The sequence below is a fragment of the Paraburkholderia sp. Ac-20336 genome, from assembly GCF_017105025.1.
Lineage (GTDB): Bacteria > Pseudomonadota > Gammaproteobacteria > Burkholderiales > Burkholderiaceae > Paraburkholderia.
Window position 1 is genome coordinate 1 of sequence record NZ_JAAGPS010000061.1, and the last position, 16,965, is coordinate 16,965.

Consider the following 16,965-nt stretch of genomic DNA (forward strand, 5'->3'; position numbering starts at 1 on the left):
TGCCAGCGACGACCTCGTCGCGCAGATCGTCGCATGGCTCGGCTCGCAGGCGCTCGCCGCCGCGCAGTGACGGGCGGGTAGCGCACGAGCGCACGGGAGGGAGCGCTGCATGAGCGAACGACCCTGGTTGCGCCGTCCGTCGGGGCTCGCCCGGCAGGCGCTGCTGCTGTATGCGGCGCTGATCGTCTACGGTTCGTGGTATCCGTTTTCCGGCTGGCGCTCGCTCGGCATCGCGCCGTTTGCCTATCTGTTCGATCCGATGCCGCAGTATCTGACGGCGTTCGACGTCGTCACCAATGTGCTCGGCTATATGCCGTTCGGCGCGCTCGTGGTGCTCGCGGTGTATCCGCGCTGGCGCGGCGCCGTGGCCGTTGCGCTGGCGTTCGGGCTCGGCGCTCTGCTGTCGGGCACGATGGAAGCGGTGCAGACTTATCTGCCGACGCGCGTCGCGTCCAATCTCGATCTCGCCGCCAACACGCTCGGCGCGCTGCTCGGCGCGGCGATGATGTCGCCCGCGACCGGCGCGCTGCTCGATCGCGGCTTGCTCAGGCGCTTGCGGCTGCTGTGGTTCGAGCGCGGCCGCGCGGCGCTCGCGTGTCTCGTCGCCACCTGGCCGTTCGCGACGATGTATCCGGCGCCGCGTCTGTTCGGCCTCGGCAACTGGCCGCGCATGCTGTGGCTGCGCGTCGATCCGGTGACCCAGGACGCGTTGCTTGCGTGGACGCCGTCCGCGTGGCACGTCGGCGCATGGCCGGCGGCCGCCGCTGCGTGGCTACCCGACGACGCCTGGGAAGCGCTGATCACGACGCTGAACCTGTTCGCCGCGCTCGTGCTCGCGTCGCTGCCGGCGCGCCGGCATGCGCCGCGCGTGCGTCTCTTGCTGGTGTTCATCGTCGTGACCTTGGGCGTGAAGGCCGGCGCGACGTTTCTGCAATCGCAATCCGGCCTTGCGTTCGACTGGGCGACGCCCGGCGCGTTGAGCGGGCTCGCGTGCGGCACGCTCGCGGCACTCGCTGCGTTGCCGTTGCGCCGCCGCGTGCGCGCGGCGCTGGCGGCCATCGCGCTCGTCGTTGCGCTCGTGTTCGTCAATCTGCTGCCGGTGAATCCGTATTTCGACGTGGTGCTGGCCGACTGGCGGCAAGGGCGGTATCTGCACTTCAACGGTCTCGCGCGCTGGCTCGCGTGGGTCTGGCCGTACGCGGCGCTGGTGTGGCTCGCGTTCGCGGTCGAGCAGGCGTGGCTGAAGCGTCGGGCGAAGCGCGCGTGAGACCGGGGAAAACGAGGCGAGGGTGCATCGGGCGGACAGGCGCAGGCAGTGCGCCCGATGGGCCGGGTTCGCATCGGCCCGGGCGAAAGAGGCTCGCACGAAATGCAGCGGGCCCGCGTCGGATACCATGCAAGCGCACGTGAAGCGCCATGCGGTGCTGCCGAAGCGCCGGCCTTTCCGGCCAGCAGACCCCGGCGGCCGCCTGGCCCGCTCGTTATAATCGTCCGCACCACGGGCGCCGCGGCATACCGTGTGCTGACAGCGCCATTGCACTCCCTTTCAGTCTCGCTCTCCCGGACATCATGGATTCCTTCTACAAGCATCACGTCTTCTTCTGTCTCAATCAACGCGAGCCCGGCGCCGAGCGTCCGAGCTGCGCCAACTGCAACGCGCAGGCGATGCAGGAATACGCGAAAAAGCGCGTGAAGCAGCTCGGCCTCGCCGGTCCCGGCCAGGTGCGCATCAACAAGGCGGGCTGCCTCGACCGCTGCGAACTCGGCCCGACGCTCGTCGTGTATCCCGAGGGCGTCTGGTACACCTACGTCGACGAGAGCGACATCGACGAGATCGTCGAGTCGCATCTCGCGAACGGCAAGGTCGTCGAACGTCTGAAGATCGATTAATAACGCGCGCCGTCAGGCGCGAATCACAAAACGATCGACAGGCACCCTCATGAACGTCAACACGAAGAAATATCTGATCGACGGCCCGGTCGGCAAGATCGAGGTCGCGCTGGACCTGCCCGACGACGTGCGCGAAAAAGGCGCCGCGCCGCGCGGCATCGCGCTTGTCGCGCATCCGCATCCGCTCTTTGGCGGCACGATGGACAACAAGGTCGCGCAGACGCTCGCGCGCACGCTCGTGCAACTGAACTACGTCACGTATCGCTCGAATTTTCGCGGCGTCGGCCAGACCCAGGGCGAGCACGACGCGGGCGTCGGCGAGCGCGACGATCTGCACGCGGTGCTCGAACACATGCGCGCCGATGCGCAGTACGGCGCTCTGCCGCTCGTGCTCGCGGGCTTTTCGTTCGGCACGGTCGTGCTCTCGCATGTGGCCGCGAAGCTGCGCGAAGAAGGCCGGGAGATCGAACGCATCGTGTTCGTCGGCACCGCGGCGAGCCGCTGGGACGTCGCGCCCGTGCCGGAGAGCACGCTCGTGATTCACGGCGAAGTCGACGAGACCGTGCCGATTCAATCCGTGTACGACTGGGCGCGGCCGCAGGAACTGCCGGTGGTCGTGATTCCGGGCGCCGAGCATTTCCTGCACCGCAAGCTGCACATCCTGAAGCGGATCATCGTCGAGGCGTGGCGGTAAAAACGCGCGCCGCGCTTCGTCCCGCGGGCCGGCATGCGCAAACGTGTGCGAATCGCCATCCTGCGACCGCTCCATGCGCGAAGCCGGCCAGGTAGCGCGCGTATAATGGGCGCTCTTTTTTTGGGCGCAGCGCCGCCCATCCGGCAGTTCGCGCGCCGCGGAGTTCCGCTTCGCGCGCAGCGCGGCCGGGCGGGAAGCGCTGCGTTCGCGAACCGATTGCGCCGCCGGAAGTCCAATGGGCGCCGTGCCGTTTTACGGCCAGATGCCCGCCGACCGGCTCCCCCAACTACGCGTGCTCTCGCGCAACGTATTTTTCTGCCTCCATCGACCCTATGCGTTTCTCCTCTTCTGGCCGTACGTCATTCCCGTCCGTCGCCTCGTTCGTTCCCGTCTCGCTGAATCGCGCCCTCACCCTCGGTCTCGTGCTGCCGGCCGCGCTCGCCGCCTCGGGCGCGTTCGCGCAGGTGCCGCCGCCGGCCGTGAATGCGCGCTCGTGGGTGCTCGTCGACGCCACCAGCAACCAGGTGCTCGCGTCCGGCAATGCCGAGGAGCGCGTCGAGCCGGCCTCGCTCACCAAGCTGATGACCGCCTATCTCGTGTTCGAGGCGCTCGACACGAAGAAGATCACGATGGATCAGACCGTCATGCCGAGCGAGGCCGTGCGCCGCGTGAAGACGGACGAATCGCGCATGTTCATCGAGGCGAACAAGCCCGTCACCGTGCACGACCTCGTGTACGGCATGATCGTGCAGTCGGGCAACGACGCGGCGATCGCGCTGGCCGAACTGGTCGGCGGCAGCGAGGCGCAGTTCGTCAACATGATGAACACCGAAGCGCAGAAGCTCGGCATGACGCACACGCATTTCGCCGACGTGAACGGCATGCCCGACCCGCAGCACTACACCACGGCGGGCGATCTCGCGGTGCTGTCGGCGCGGCTGATCCGCGATTATCCGGACTACTACAACATCTTCTCGGTCAAGGAATTCACGTACAACAAGATCAAGCAGCCGAACCGCAACCGTCTGCTGTGGATCGACCCGACCGTCGACGGCCTGAAGACCGGTCACACGCAGGCGGCGGGCTACTGCCTGATCGCGAGCGCGAAGCGTTCGCTGCCGGGCACGACCGACGCGTCGCGCCGTCTCGTCTCGGTGATGATGGGCGAGACCAAGGAGCACGACCGCGTGCAGGACAGCCTGAAGATGCTGAACTACGGCTACACCGCTTACGACACGACGCGTCTGTACAAGGCGAACCAGGTCGTGGCCACGCCGCGCGTCTACAAGGGTGCGCAGGACAGCGTGCAGGTCGGCGTGAAGAGCGACCAGTACGTCACGCTGCCGAAGGGCGCGGGCGACAAGGCGAAGCCGCAGATCGAGCTGAACGATCCGCTCGTCGCGCCGATCGCGAACGGCCAGCAGGTCGGTACTGCGAAGTTCGTTGCCGACGGCAAGGTGCTCGCGCAGTTCCCGGTGGTCGCGCTGCAGCCGGTGCCGCAGGCCGGTGTGGTCGGCCGCGTGTGGGATTCGCTGATGCTGATGTTCAACAAGAAAAAGTAAGGGCTACGTTGCAATCACCGTTGATGCCGCGGCGCGTTTCGCCGGCTGCGGCATCGGCAAGCCGAGGCCGCTGAGGCCGTGGTGCGGCAAGGAGTAAAGAATGAGTACCGAGAACGACTCGCTGTTCGAGTTTCCCTGCGATTTCCCGATCAAGATCATGGGCAAATCGCATCCAGAGTTTGCCGAGACGATCGTCGCGGTGGTACGCCAGTTCGATAACGACGTCGACGCCTCGCGCGTCGAAACGCGGCCGTCGAGCAGCGGTACCTACACGGGGCTGACCGTCCACGTGCGCGCCACGAGCCGAGCGCATCTCGACGACATCTATCGCGCGCTGACCGGCCATCCGATGGTCAAGGTCGTGCTGTAAGCGGCGCGCGATTCTTCGCCTGCTTTCTTCACACGACTCGGCTTACGGCGTGGCGCGCAATGCGTGCGCCGCCGCTTCCGGCGTCGCTTCCGTCGTCACCTCCGCAGCGAGGCGCGCGCTGGCCGCGGGACCGGTCTCGCAGGCGAGGTCGAAGCGCTGCCTGAAGCGTCCCACCTCGTCGAACACCCAGTCGCGAAACGCCTTGACCCGCGCGGTTTCGAGCATTTGCGGCGGACAGATGAAATAGTATTGCCACGGGCTCGGCCCATCCACGTCGAAGAGCCGCACGAGCCGGCCCGCCGCGATTTCGTGCATCGCGAGCGAGCGGCGCGTGAGTGCGACCCCTTGGCCGTCGATGGCCGCCTGCAGCAGATTCGACGAATCCTGATACAGCACGCCGCGCTTCGGCTCCGGCCAGTCGGTCAGGCCGGCTGCGTCGAACCACGGACGCCATAGCTCGTCGTCGGAGCGCAGCAGCGGGACTTTGGCGAGATCGGCCGGGGTTTGCGGCAGCTTGCCGCCGTTGAAGTTCGGCGAGCAGGCCGGAAAGAAAATCTCGTCGAGCAGCAGTTCCGCGTGCAGCCCCGGATATTTGCCGAAGCCGAAACGGATCGCGAGGTCGACGTCGTCGCGCGCGAAATCGGTGAGCGCGTTGGTGGACAGCAGTTCGAGGTCCCACTGCGGATGCGCCTCGATAAAGCTGCCGATGCGCGGTGTCACCCAGCGCGCCGCGAACGACGACAGCATCGACACCACGAGGCGCCGCTCGCGGTCGCCGGCACGGATCGCGCGAGTGGCGTCGGCGAGTTCCATCAGTGCGGCGCGCACCTGCGCGGCATAGCGGCGGCCGGTTTCGGTCAGGCGCACGCGCTTGCCGTCGCGCGCGAACAGCGACACGCCGAGCTCGGCTTCGAGCGCGCGGATCTGGTGGCTGACCGCGCCGTGGGTGACGAACAGCTCGTCGGCGGCGCGCGAGAAGCTCTCGTGGCGGGCGGCGGCTTCGAACGCCTTGACCGCGTTCAGGGCGGGGAGTTGCCTGAGGTCCATTGCAATATTTCTCACATAGCCGTGAAAATTGATCGTTTTGCGCAAGCCCTTGCTATGTCTACGATTTTAGCCATGAAACGATTTTTGGCGAGGGCATCATGCGAGAAATTTCCTCTAGCATTGCATACGAAGTCCGCACGGGCGAAACCTTGCCGTTGCGGGTGGCGCGCAGCACGAAGCTGACGGTGCGCGGCGGCGCGGTCTGGATCACGCGCAGCGACGACACGCTGGACTACTGGCTGCAGCCCGGCCAGACGCTGCATCTGCGGCGTGGCGAGCGGCTCTGGCTCGGCGCCGAAGGGGCTCAGCACGCGAAGGTCACGTTCTCGGTGCCGACGCGTTGCGACGAGCGCGCGCTGAACTGGCTCGCGCGCGTCGGCGAACGGCTGGTCATGCGGATGCGGGGCGGCTGGCGCACGGTTTGAGGACGGTGCGACGGGCAGGCCGCTCGGCCTTTCCCCGTCGGGCGCGGTTTCCGAGATTTCGGTAAACTGCCACGATCATGTGCGCCACCCCGGTTTCTCCGTCTCCCTTGCCCGCCGCTACGGCGCCTGCGTCGCCCACGCTGCGCTGGCTCGGCCGCGAATCCTACGAAGCCAGTTTCGACGCGATGCGCGCATTCACCGATGCTCGCACCGCCGACACCCCCGACGAAATCTGGCTCGTCGAACATCCGCCCGTCTTCACGCTCGGCCAGGCCGGCGATCCGGCCCACCTGCTCGCCGCCGACAGCGCCATCCCGCTCGTCAAGGTCGACCGGGGCGGGCAGATCACGTACCACGGGCCGGGGCAGGTGGTCGCCTATCTGCTGCTCGACCTGCGCCGGCGCAAGCTGATGGTGCGCGAGATGGTCACGCGGATCGAGCAGGCCGTGATCGACACCCTGGCGGCGTATAATCTCGCCGGAGAACGCAAGGCGGGCGCCCCCGGCATCTACGTGGCGCCCGGACCCGATGCCGGGTCGCATGCCGGTGCCAAGATCGCGGCGCTGGGCCTGAAAATCCGCAACGGCTGCAGCTATCACGGCGTGAGCCTGAACGTGAACATGGACCTGCGGCCGTTTCTCGCGATCAATCCATGCGGCTACGCGGGGCTCGAAACCGTCGACATGGCAACGCTCGGCGTTGCCGCCGGCTGGGACGACGTGGCCCGTACCCTTGCAGCACGCCTCACCGCAAACCTCGACGGCAATCCCGCGGCCGTCGCCCAACCGCAGGCCGGTGCGCTCACCGCCTGACTGGATCGAACGAATGACTGACGTAACCGCGAATCCCGCAGCAGCCACCCCCGTGCCCGAGGGCGCGCCGGTGTCCCCCGCCGCTTACGACGCTACCGCGAAGCAGAAAGCGCAAGCCAAAACCGCGCGCATTCCGATCAAGGTCGTCCCGGTCGAAAAGCTCAAGAAGCCGGACTGGATTCGCGTCAAGGCGGCCACGGGCAATTCGCGCTTCTACGAAATCAAGCAGATCCTGCGCGAACACAACCTGCACACGGTGTGCGAAGAGGCGAGCTGCCCGAACATCGGCGAATGCTTCGGCAAGGGCACCGCGACCTTCATGATCATGGGCGACAAGTGCACGCGTCGCTGCCCGTTCTGCGACGTCGGCCACGGCCGTCCCGATCCGCTCGATGCCGACGAACCGGCCAACCTCGCGCGCACCATCGCCGCGCTGAAGCTGAAGTACGTCGTGATTACGAGCGTCGACCGTGACGATCTGCGCGACGGCGGCGCGGCGCACTTCGTCGAATGTATTCGTCAGACGCGCGAGCAGTCGCCAGACACGCGCATCGAAATCCTGACGCCGGACTTCCGCGGCCGGCTCGACCGCGCGCTCGGCATCCTGAACGCCGCGCCGCCCGACGTGATGAACCACAACCTCGAAACGGTGCCGCGTCTGTACAAGGAGGCGCGCCCCGGTTCGGACTACGCGCATTCGCTGAAGCTGCTGAAGGACTTCAAGGCGCTGCATCCGCACGTCGCGACCAAGTCCGGCCTGATGGTCGGCCTCGGCGAAACCGAAGAGGAAATCCTGCAGGTCATGCGCGATCTGCGCGAACACGACGTCGACATGCTGACGATCGGCCAGTATCTGCAGCCGTCGGAGCACCATCTGCCGGTGCGCGCGTACGTGCATCCGGACACCTTCAAAATGTACGAGGAAGAGGCGTACAAGATGGGCTTCACGCATGCGGCCGTGGGCGCGATGGTTCGTTCGAGCTATCACGCCGACGTGCAGGCGCATGGAGCCGGTGTGGTCTGAGACTCGCGGTAGCGGTTGCAATCGTGGAAAAGCCCGCCTTGAGCGGGCTTTTCTTTTTGTGCCGGTCCGCAGCGCTTGGGCCGCTCGTCGTGTGACCCGCGCGACCTACCGCGGTGTTTCTTCATACGCGATACTACGCGTGGGACTTGCGCTTGCGGCCAGCGAAACCACGCGGTGGACACGCGGCAAACACACGCAGCAGGCAAGCGTCGGCCGCACACTGAACCGCTCTATCTGGAAGGGTAACGAGACGTGGCAAACGGGATCGATCGCGGGACATCCGCACAATGGCCTTATCCGCGGCTGGTTGCGCATCGCTGCGGCGGCACGCTGGCGCCCGAAAACACGCTGGCCGGCTTCGACGCATGCGTGCGCTACGGCTATCGCATGGTCGAATTCGACGCGAAGCTCTCCGCCGACAATCAGCTTTTCCTGCTGCACGACGACACGCTCGACCGTACGACCAGCGGTCACGGTCCGGCTGCCGCGCACGCGTGGCAACAACTCGCCGCGCTCGATGCCGGTGCGTGGCGCGGCGCGCAATTCGCCGGCACGCGTTTGCCGACGCTCGCCGAAGCGGCCGAACGCTGCGCGCGCGACGGCATCGCCGCCAACATCGAGATCAAGCCGTGTCCGGGCCGCGAGGCGATCACCGGCACGCTGGTCGCTCGCGGCGCGCTGAGCTTGTGGCACGGACCGACGCCGCCGCTGCTGTCGTCGTTTTCGTTCGACGCGCTCGCCGCCGCGCGCGATGCCGCTCCCTCGCTGCCGCGCGGCATGCTGTTCGAGGAACTGCCGGCGGACTGGCTGCGCATCGTGCGCGAACTCGACTGCGTGTCGCTGCACGCGAGCCACCGCTATCTGAGCGAGCCGCTCGTCGCCCAGGTCCGCGCGGCCGGACTGCGCGTACTCGCTTACACGGTGAACGACCCGGCGCGCGCGCAACGGCTCGCGCAATGGGGCGTCGACATGATCTGCACGGACCGCATCGATCTGCTCGCGCATGACATGCTGGCCTAGGCGGAAACCCCTGCGGGTTTCCCCGCAATCCCGCCCGCGCCCGATTCCGGATTCCCCGACGGCCTTCGTCCGGATTTCCGGAATCCCGGACGGCGCGCGGCCGGTATCGCCAGAAAACCCATAGAAATCAAGGCTTCCAGCCCTGCATCGATCTGGCATCGACCTTGCAATTCAGAACGCGCGGCCGCAACGGCCCGACAACTAAAGCAAGGAGACAACGATGTCCGATTTCCCTTCCCGGTATTTCTGTATTCGTCGTCTTATCGCGCCCTGATGCCGTACTCGCGCGACGACGATCCGTTCGCGCGCGGCGTGCCGCAGGTCATGAGCTCATCCCCCTCGCAGGAATCATCGTGAAGAAACCTATCCATAAAGTGCTGTACGTCCAGGTGATCGTGGCGATCATCATCGGCATCGTACTGGGGCATTTCTACCCGAACCTCGCCGTCGACATGAAGCCGCTCGGCGACGGCTTCATCAAGCTCATCAAGATGGTGATCGGGCCGATCATCTTCTGCACGGTGGTGACGGGCATCGCCGGCATGGAAGACATGAAGAAGGTCGGGCGCGTCGGCGGGAAGGCGCTGCTGTACTTCGAGATCGTCTCGACCTTCGCGCTCGTGCTCGGCCTCGCGGCCACGCACCTGCTGCGTCCGGGCGCCGGCTTCAACGTCGATCCGGCCTCGCTCGACAGCCGCGCGGTCGCGTCGTACGCGGCTAAGGCGCACGGCCAGTCGAGCGTCGACTTCCTGATGCACATCATTCCGGACACGATCTCGTCGGCGTTCGCGCAGGGTGAAATCCTGCAGATCCTGCTGGTCGCGCTGCTGTTCGGCGCGGTGCTCGCGACGGCCGGCGAGAAGGGCAAGGTCGTGACGAACTTCATCGACAGCCTCTCGCACATCCTGTTCGGCATCGTGCGCATCATCACGAAGCTCGCGCCGATCGGCGCGTTCGGCGCGATGGCCTTCACGATCGGCAAATACGGCATCGGCTCGCTGCTGCCGATGCTCAAGCTGATCGGCACGTTCTATCTGACCTCGATCGTGTTCGTGGTGGTCGTGCTCGGCATCATCGCGCGCCTCGTGGGCTTCAACATCCTGCGCTTCGTCGCGTACATCAAGGAAGAGATGCTGATCGTGCTCGGCACGAGCTCGTCCGAAGCCGCGCTGCCGCAACTGATGCAGAAGCTCGAAAATCTCGGCTGCTCGCGCTCGGTGGTGGGCCTCGTGGTGCCGACCGGCTACTCGTTCAACCTCGACGGCACCAATATCTACATGACGATGGCGGTGCTGTTCATCGCCCAGGCGACCAACACCGATCTCACGTGGACGCAGCAGCTCACGCTGCTCGCGGTGACGATGCTGACCTCGAAGGGCGCGAGCGGCGTGACCGGCGCGGGCTTCATCACGCTCGCGGCGACGCTCGCCGTCGTGCCGACGATCCCGCTCTCGGGCATGGTGCTGATTCTCGGCATCGACCGCTTCATGAGCGAATGCCGCGCGCTGACCAACATCGTCGGCAACGGTGTCGCGACGGTCGTCGTGTCGGCCTGGGAGAAGGAGCTCGACCGCAGCCGGCTCAGCGCGGTGCTGCGCGGCGACGTGGCGGTCAAAGAGCCGGCCGGCGTCTGAGCGGCGCTTGGGGCTTCGGCTGTTTCTGTCGTCATGAGCGCGGACGCCTGCGTATGAAACCGGCGTCCGCGCATTCTTCCGAAGAGCCTGCTCGCGCGTCTTCTTCGGCACATCCGGAGCATGCGGGGCATCCGGCGGGCGAAACCCGCAGCCCGGTGTGCGGCGAAATTCGCGGCGCAACTTGCAGCGCAACTCACAGCAAAGCGCGCGGCAAAGCGCCAGGCGAAACCCGCGGCCAGTCCGGCCGCGAGCCCGTGCCGCCTTATGCCACAATGTCCGATCCCTATCGATCGGACCTTGCCAACGTGACGCGCCGCCTGCTGATCTTCTTCGCGCTGCTGGCCGGGCTCGTGGCGGCATGCGGGCTCACCTACGGTATCGCGTGGCGCAGCGGCGTCGACACGCTGCGGAGCAACGCAGCGGTGCGCGCCGAGCGCACCGCGAGCGCGCTCAAAAGCACGCTCGAACGCTACGAATCGCTGCCTTATCTGCTCGCCGAGCATCCGATCGTGCAGGATGTGCTTGTCGATCCGAGCCCGGCCAACGTCAAGCGCGCCAATCTCTATCTCGAAGACCTGAACCGCCACGCGCGCGCGACGGTCACCTACATCATCTCGCTCGACGGCTATTGCGTCGCCGCCAGCAACTGGCGCGGGCCGGGCAGCTTCGTCGGCGCGGGCTACCAGTTCCGGCCGTATTTCGTCGATGCGGTCAACGGCGGCGTGGGCCGCTTCTTCGGCATCGGCACGATTTCGCAGGCGCCGGGCTATTACATTTCGCAGCCGGTGCGGCGCGACGGCAAGATCGTCGGCGTGGCGGTCGTCAAGCTCGATCTCGAATGGTTCCAGGGCGTCGATGCATCCGAGCCGCTGCTCGTGACCGACGATCATGGCGTGATCTTTCTCTCCTCGGTGCCGGCCTGGAAATACCACACGATCCGTCCGCTGCCTGGACAGGTCGCTGATTCGATCTACCAGGCGCGGCAATACGCACAGCAGCCGATCGCGCCGCTGCCGGTCACGATCGAGCGCACGCTCGAAGGCAATGCGCAGATCGTGCGCATCGGCGGCGGGCGTCTCGCGCCGCGCTATCTCGCGTCGCGGCGCGGCATGGGCGAACCCGACTGGCATCTGATTACGTTGTCGCCGGTCGATCCGGTCGACGCCGACGCGCGCAAGGCAACCATCGTCACGGGCTTCGGCTATATCTCGCTCGTGCTGCTCGCGTTCTACTGGCGCATGCGTCGCGCGCGCGTGCGCGAAGTGATGCGCAGCCGCGCGCTGCTGCAGAAGGCGTATGCGGAGCTGAACCAGCGCGTTGCCGAGCGCACCGCCGATCTGTCCGAGGCGAACGAGCAGTTGCAGAAGGAAGTGGCCGAGCGCACGCGCGCCGAACAGGAATTGCGCGCCGCCCACGACGAGCTGATCCAGGCGAGCAAGCTCGCGGCGCTCGGCCAGATGGCGGCCGGCATCACGCATGAACTGAATCAGCCGCTTGCCGCGCTGCGCAGTTTCTCGGACAACACGCGCGTGCTGCTCGAACGCGGCGATCAGGCGTCGGCGCGCGAGAATCTCGAAGCGATCGCGGCGCTGACCGAGCGAATGGGCAAGATCACGAACCAGTTGAAGCTGTTCGTGGGCCGCGCGCGGCCGCGCAGCGCACGCGCGCCGGTCGTGCGGGCCTTGCGCAACGTCGTCGCATTGCTGCAAAAGCGCTTGCAGGGCGTCGAACTCGGGTTCGTGCTGATCGATGCGGATGCAAGTGCCGATGCCGGCGCCGATGCGCTTGCCGGTTGGCGCGCACCGCTGAGTCTTGCGGACGATCATCCCGAACTGGTCGCGCATTGCGATGATCTGCGGCTCGAACAGGTGCTCATCAACCTGCTCGGCAACGCGCTCGACGCGACCGCCGGCATGAGCGCGCCGCGCATCGCGGTCGAGGTCGAAGCGAGCGACGCGAATCTGTCGATCGCGGTTGTCGACAACGGCCCCGGCATTGCCGACGACGTGCTGCCGCGCCTCTTCGAGCCGTTCTTCACGACCAAGGAAATGGGCCAGGGGCTCGGCCTCGGCCTCGCGATTTCATCGTCGATCGCACGCGACTGCGGCGGTTCGCTCGTCGCGCGCAACACGCCGCACGGCGGTGCATCATTCGTGCTGACGCTGCGCCGCGCGCGCGTGCCGACGAACGCCGGGCACGACTCGCCGGGCGCGGGCTCCTGACATCACACGAAGCCTCACACGGAACACGCCATGAACGACGGCCTGCAGGTGCTATATATCGAAGACGATGAACTGGTGCGCCGCGCGAGCGTGCAGAGCCTGCAACTGGCGGGCTTCGACGTGATCGGCCACGCGTCGGTCGAGGCGGCGGCGAAGCTTATCAGCGCGGACTTTTCCGGCGTGATCGTCAGCGATATCCGGCTGCCCGGCGCGAGCGGGCTCGATCTGCTCGCGCAATGCCACGAGCGCGCGCCCGACGTGCCGGTGATTCTCGTCACCGGTCACGGCGATATCTCGATGGCCGTGCAGGCGATGCGCGACGGCGCCTACGACTTCATCGAAAAACCGTTCGCGTCCGAGCGGCTGATCGAGACCGTGCGGCGTGCGCTGGAGCGCCGCAAGCTCGTGCTCGAAAACCTCGCGCTGCGCCGTGAGCTGGCGGAACAGAACACGGTGGCGCCGCGCATCATCGGCCGCAGTCCCGCGATCGAGCAGGTGCGGCGGCTGATCGCCAACGTTGCGCCGACCGATGCGTCGGTGCTCATCAACGGCGATACCGGCGCGGGCAAGGAACTGATCGCGCGTAGCCTGCACGAGCTGTCGCCGCGGCGTGACAAGCCGTTTATCGCGGTGAATTGCGGCGCGCTGCCCGAGCCGATGTTCGAATCGGAGATGTTCGGCTACGAGCCGGGCGCGTTCACGGGCGCGGCGAAACGGCGGATCGGCAAGCTCGAACATGCGTCGGGCGGCACGCTGTTTCTCGACGAAATCGAGAGCATGCCGCTCGCGTTGCAGGTCAAGCTGCTGCGCGTGCTGCAGGACGGCGTGCTGGAGCGGCTCGGCTCGAATCAGCCGATTCGCGTCAATTGCCGCGTGGTGGCGGCCGCGAAGGGCGACATGGCCGAGCATGTCGCGGACGGTTCGTTCCGGCGCGATCTGCTCTACCGGCTCAACGTGGTGACGATCGCGCTGCCGCCGCTTGGCGAGCGCCGCGAGGACATCGTGCCGCTGTTCGAACACTTCGTGCTCGATGCGGCCGTGCGCTATCAACGGCCGGCGCCGATTCTCACCGATCGCCAGCGCGCGAGCCTGATGCAGCGCGACTGGCCCGGCAACGTGCGCGAGTTGCGCAATGCCGCCGACCGCTTCGTGCTCGGCATCGCCGACGAACCCGCGCTGTCCTTCGCCGACGAGGACGCGGCCGCGCAACCGCTCAAGGAGCGGGTCGAGCAGTTCGAGCGGGCGATGATCGCCGAGGCGCTGGAGCAGGCGGGCGGCGTGGTCGCCGTGGCGGCCGACCGGCTGCAACTCGGCAAGGCGACGCTCTACGAGAAGATCAAGCGGTATGGCCTCGCGGCCAAAGGGGAAGGGGAGCGCTGAGAGGGCTAAAAGCAAAACGCCGGCCGCGTCAGGCGGCCGGCGTTTCGTTCGAGGCGGGGTTGATGCGGTTCCTTGATGCGGCTCTTTTTAACCCGGGCCGGGCCTGGCTTGGTGGCCTGCCCGGCGCCGCTGCGGCAGGCGTCAGGTCTTGAGCGCCTTTTCGAGCAACTGGTCGAGTTCCGCGAACTGCGGTTCGCCGACATAGCGCTTCAGAATCTTGCCGTCCTTGTCGATGACGAACGTGGTCGGCGTGAGCTGGACGTTGCCGAACTGCTTGGCGGCCGAGCCGTCGTCCATCGCGACCTTGAACGGCAGCTGACGCGTTGCCGTGTAGTTGGTCACGTACATCGGTGCGTCGTAGTTCATGGCCACCGCGACGAATTCGAGCCCCTGGCCCTTGAAGCGGTTATAGGTCTGGACCATCTGCGGCATTTCCTTCATGCAGGTGTCGCAGTTCGTCGCCCAGAAATTGACCAGATAGACCTTGCCTTTGAGATCGGCGGTCGTGAGCTTCTTGCCCGACAGCAGCGTGAAGGTCGCGTCGGGCACGCGTTGCTGGCCCGCGAACGCGAAGTAACCGGCGACGGCGAGCGCGACGACCACGATTGCCGCAATGATGTAGCGAAGCGGGTTCGTGCGCTGGGCGGCGGTTGATGAATTGGAGCTCATGAACGGAACCTCGTGAGTCGCGCGGGGCGCGCGGAACAATGGGGCAGGGTGGCACGTCGGGCCGGTGCTGAATAGCCCGGCTATTGTAGCTCCATTGGTGCCGTTGCGTCCGCGCGGCACGCCAGCGGGAGCGAAACCCGCCGTGGATCAGCGGATAATAGGGCTTTACGTTCCTGTCAGCCCGATCTTCCGTTTCCATGTCCAGAACTGCCTTTTGTTGCCGCTGGTTGCTTGTGCGTGTGTTGTGTCGTCTTGCCCCGTTGGGCCGCTTTCCGGCTCGCTTTCCAGTCTGGTTGCCGCTTTGTCTGCCTCTGCCGCAGCGCTTGCGGGAGCACAGTATGCTGCTCGGCTCCGACCGCATTCTCCCGCGCCTGCCGTACCCCCGAACCCGAACCGTGCTCGGCACGGCGGCGGCCGCGCTTGCACTCGGCGTCGCGTTGAGCGCCTGCTCGCCGACATTCGACTGGCGCACTGTCATGAACAACGACGACGGCTACACCGTCGACTTTCCGGCCAAACCGGGCAAGGACCAGCGCGCGGTGCAGATCAACGGCGCGCCGGTGCAGATGGCGATGCAGACGGCCGAAGCCGGCAACGCGGTTTTCGCGGTCGGCACGGTGATGCTGCCCGACGATAGCGACGCCACCCAGCGCGCCGCGCTCGATTTCCTGCGCGCGGGTTTGGCCCGCAACGTCGGCGCGGCACCCGATGCGCACGCGGTGCAAATTCCGCTCGCCGCGGGCGGCCATACCCCTGGCCTCGAGATGAAGGTGAGCGGCGAGGCCGGCGCACAGCACGAGACCCGCATTGTCTACGCGCGGCTCGTCGCACACGGCCGGCACGTCTATCAGGCGGCGATCATCGCCGACCAACCGCTGCCGCAGGACCAGGTCGACCAGTTTTTTTCGTCGTTCCAGCTTTATTGAGCGCGGGGCGTTTAGGCCGATGCGGCGCAAGGAGAGTGCCGCGCGAAGTGAAAGTTCCTTCGCAGCTTTGTGCGCTAATTCCCGGTTTACGTTGAAGTTTTGGCGATAAGCCCCGTTCCTGTGGATAACTCTGTTGAGAAGTCGGCCTGATTTGCCGCAAAAGCCCGTCCGGCGGGGATTTCGTCAGAATTCACTGATGTGGTGGGTTTTATAAAAATCAATTAAATCAAAGGTTTATTGGTTTATGCTTGGGCGGGCTTCGGAATTGTTTCAAAATTTGTCAAAAGCGCGAAGATGTGCATAAGTCAAGTCTTGACAGTAGATTTTTCTCCTCATAGTGAGCCCAAAGCCCTGCGATACTGGATCGCTTCGGCGATTTGCGCGGCGCTCGGCATCGCCGCGCCGGCGAGGTCGGCGATGGTCCGCGCGACCTTCAGCACGCGGTAGTAAGCACGCGCCGACCAGCCGAAACGCTCGCCCGCTTCGCGCAGTATCGCTTCGCCGGCCGGGTCCGGGCGGCAGACCTCATCCACTTCCCGGCCATCCAGTTCACGGTTGGTTTTGCTCTGGCGGATCAATTGCCGCTCGCGCGCGGCGCTGACCCGTTGCGCGATAACTGCGCTCGCTTCACCCGTGGTGGCCGCGCGGGCTCCGAGTTCGGCGGGTGTGAGCGCCGGCACTTCGAGCTGGATGTCGATCCGGTCGAGCAGCGGCCCCGAGAGCTTGCGCAGATAACGCGTCGCGATTTCCGGCGTGCAACGGCAGCGCCCGCCGGGATCGCCGCGCCAGCCGCACGGGCACGGGTTCATCGCGGCAATCAGTTGGCAGGCGGCCGGGAAATCGGCCTGCAACGCGGCGCGCGAGATCGTGATGCGGCCGGCTTCGAGCGGCTCGCGCAGCGTTTCGAGCACGACGCGATCGAATTCGGGCAACTCGTCGAGGAACAGCACACCCAGATGAGCGAGCGTGATCTCGCCCGGCTGCGGCGGATTGCGTCCGCCGACCAGCGCCGCCGCGCTCGACGAATGATGCGGCGCGCGAAACGGCCGTTGCCGCCATTGCGACGGCGTGAAGCCGATCCGGCTCGCGGACAGCAGCGCGGCGGAAGTCAGCGCTTCGTCGTCGGTCATGGGCGGCAACAGCCCGGGCAGACGCGCGGCGAGCATCGACTTGCCGGCGCCGGGCGGCCCGATCAGCAGAACCTGAGGCCAAATAAACCCAACAGGCCAATTTAACCCGGCCGGGCGGCTATAGCATATGGCCTTGTGATAGATTAGCCCTCCCTGTTTC

At 66.3% G+C, this 16,965-nt stretch carries 15 protein-coding genes and 1 pseudogene; 13 read left to right on the forward strand and 3 right to left on the reverse strand.

The genetic code is table 11. From position 1 onward, the window contains the following. Positions 1 to 109: 109 nt before the first annotated feature. From GXB81_RS18050 to GXB81_RS18070, 5 genes are all read left to right on the forward strand, one after another. A complete protein-coding gene (locus GXB81_RS18050; RefSeq protein ID WP_205989934.1) occupies positions 110 to 1,267 on the forward strand; it encodes a VanZ family protein in 1,158 nt (385 codons plus the stop codon). 302 nt (positions 1,268 to 1,569) lie between these two features. Beyond that, entirely contained in the window at positions 1,570 to 1,890 is a 321-nt protein-coding gene (locus tag GXB81_RS18055; RefSeq protein ID WP_167042453.1) for a ferredoxin, read from the forward strand. 49 nt (positions 1,891 to 1,939) lie between these two features. Next, a complete protein-coding gene (locus GXB81_RS18060) occupies positions 1,940 to 2,584 on the forward strand; it encodes an alpha/beta hydrolase (RefSeq protein WP_205989935.1) in 645 nt (214 codons plus the stop codon). 332 nt (positions 2,585 to 2,916) lie between these two features. Further along, positions 2,917 to 4,146 carry a D-alanyl-D-alanine carboxypeptidase family protein gene (locus GXB81_RS18065; protein ID WP_205989936.1) on the forward strand — a complete coding sequence of 410 codons (1,230 nt, stop codon included), beginning with the start codon at positions 2,917 to 2,919 and terminating at the stop codon, positions 4,144 to 4,146. 100 nt (positions 4,147 to 4,246) lie between these two features. Next, positions 4,247 to 4,516: a DUF493 family protein gene (locus GXB81_RS18070; protein ID WP_167042459.1), complete on the forward strand. Its 270-nt coding sequence runs from the start codon at positions 4,247 to 4,249 to the stop codon at positions 4,514 to 4,516. A gap of 42 nt (positions 4,517 to 4,558) precedes the next feature. Here the strand turns inward: GXB81_RS18070 and GXB81_RS18075 are convergent, their stop codons facing one another. Beyond that, a complete protein-coding gene (locus tag GXB81_RS18075; RefSeq protein WP_205989937.1) occupies positions 4,559 to 5,563 on the reverse strand; it encodes a transcriptional regulator GcvA in 1,005 nt (334 codons plus the stop codon). Between the two features lie 98 nt (positions 5,564 to 5,661). Here GXB81_RS18075 and GXB81_RS18080 point away from each other — a divergent pair, with 98 nt between their 5' ends. From GXB81_RS18080 to GXB81_RS18110, 7 genes are all read left to right on the forward strand, one after another. Further along, positions 5,662 to 5,988, forward strand: a complete 327-nt coding sequence (locus tag GXB81_RS18080) for a DUF2917 domain-containing protein (protein ID WP_205989938.1) — start codon at positions 5,662 to 5,664, stop codon at positions 5,986 to 5,988. Positions 5,989 to 6,065: 77 nt separating this feature from the next. Beyond that, on the forward strand, positions 6,066 to 6,800 hold the full coding sequence (gene lipB / locus GXB81_RS18085; protein ID WP_205989939.1) for a lipoyl(octanoyl) transferase LipB: 735 nt from the start codon (positions 6,066 to 6,068) through the stop codon (positions 6,798 to 6,800). 13 nt (positions 6,801 to 6,813) lie between these two features. After that, a complete protein-coding gene (gene lipA, locus GXB81_RS18090; protein ID WP_205989940.1) occupies positions 6,814 to 7,824 on the forward strand; it encodes a lipoyl synthase in 1,011 nt (336 codons plus the stop codon). 252 nt (positions 7,825 to 8,076) lie between these two features. After that, positions 8,077 to 8,844: a glycerophosphodiester phosphodiesterase gene (gene ugpQ, locus GXB81_RS18095; protein WP_167042470.1), complete on the forward strand. Its 768-nt coding sequence runs from the start codon at positions 8,077 to 8,079 to the stop codon at positions 8,842 to 8,844. A 353-nt stretch (positions 8,845 to 9,197) separates the two neighbouring features. Next, positions 9,198 to 10,478 (forward strand): dicarboxylate/amino acid:cation symporter, encoded by a 1,281-nt coding sequence (locus GXB81_RS18100; RefSeq protein WP_167042472.1) that lies wholly within the window; start codon positions 9,198 to 9,200, stop codon positions 10,476 to 10,478. A 272-nt stretch (positions 10,479 to 10,750) separates the two neighbouring features. Continuing rightward, positions 10,751 to 12,700 carry an ATP-binding protein gene (locus GXB81_RS18105; protein ID WP_241016420.1) on the forward strand — a complete coding sequence of 650 codons (1,950 nt, stop codon included), beginning with the start codon at positions 10,751 to 10,753 and terminating at the stop codon, positions 12,698 to 12,700. 30 nt (positions 12,701 to 12,730) lie between these two features. Next, a complete protein-coding gene (locus GXB81_RS18110; protein WP_167042474.1) occupies positions 12,731 to 14,080 on the forward strand; it encodes a sigma-54 dependent transcriptional regulator in 1,350 nt (449 codons plus the stop codon). Positions 14,081 to 14,221: 141 nt separating this feature from the next. On the opposite strand, the gene GXB81_RS18115 is transcribed toward GXB81_RS18110, so the two are convergent. Next, a complete protein-coding gene (locus tag GXB81_RS18115) occupies positions 14,222 to 14,749 on the reverse strand; it encodes a TlpA disulfide reductase family protein (RefSeq protein ID WP_205989941.1) in 528 nt (175 codons plus the stop codon). Positions 14,750 to 15,087: 338 nt separating this feature from the next. On the opposite strand from GXB81_RS18115, the gene GXB81_RS18120 reads away from it, so the two are divergent. After that, positions 15,088 to 15,675 carry a hypothetical protein gene (locus tag GXB81_RS18120; RefSeq protein ID WP_241016421.1) on the forward strand — a complete coding sequence of 196 codons (588 nt, stop codon included), beginning with the start codon at positions 15,088 to 15,090 and terminating at the stop codon, positions 15,673 to 15,675. 332 nt (positions 15,676 to 16,007) lie between these two features. Here GXB81_RS18120 and GXB81_RS18125 read toward each other — a convergent pair. Beyond that, positions 16,008 to 16,877 (reverse strand): annotated as a pseudogene (locus tag GXB81_RS18125) (ATP-binding protein); the annotation flags it as partial. Positions 16,878 to 16,965: the final 88 nt, after the last annotated feature.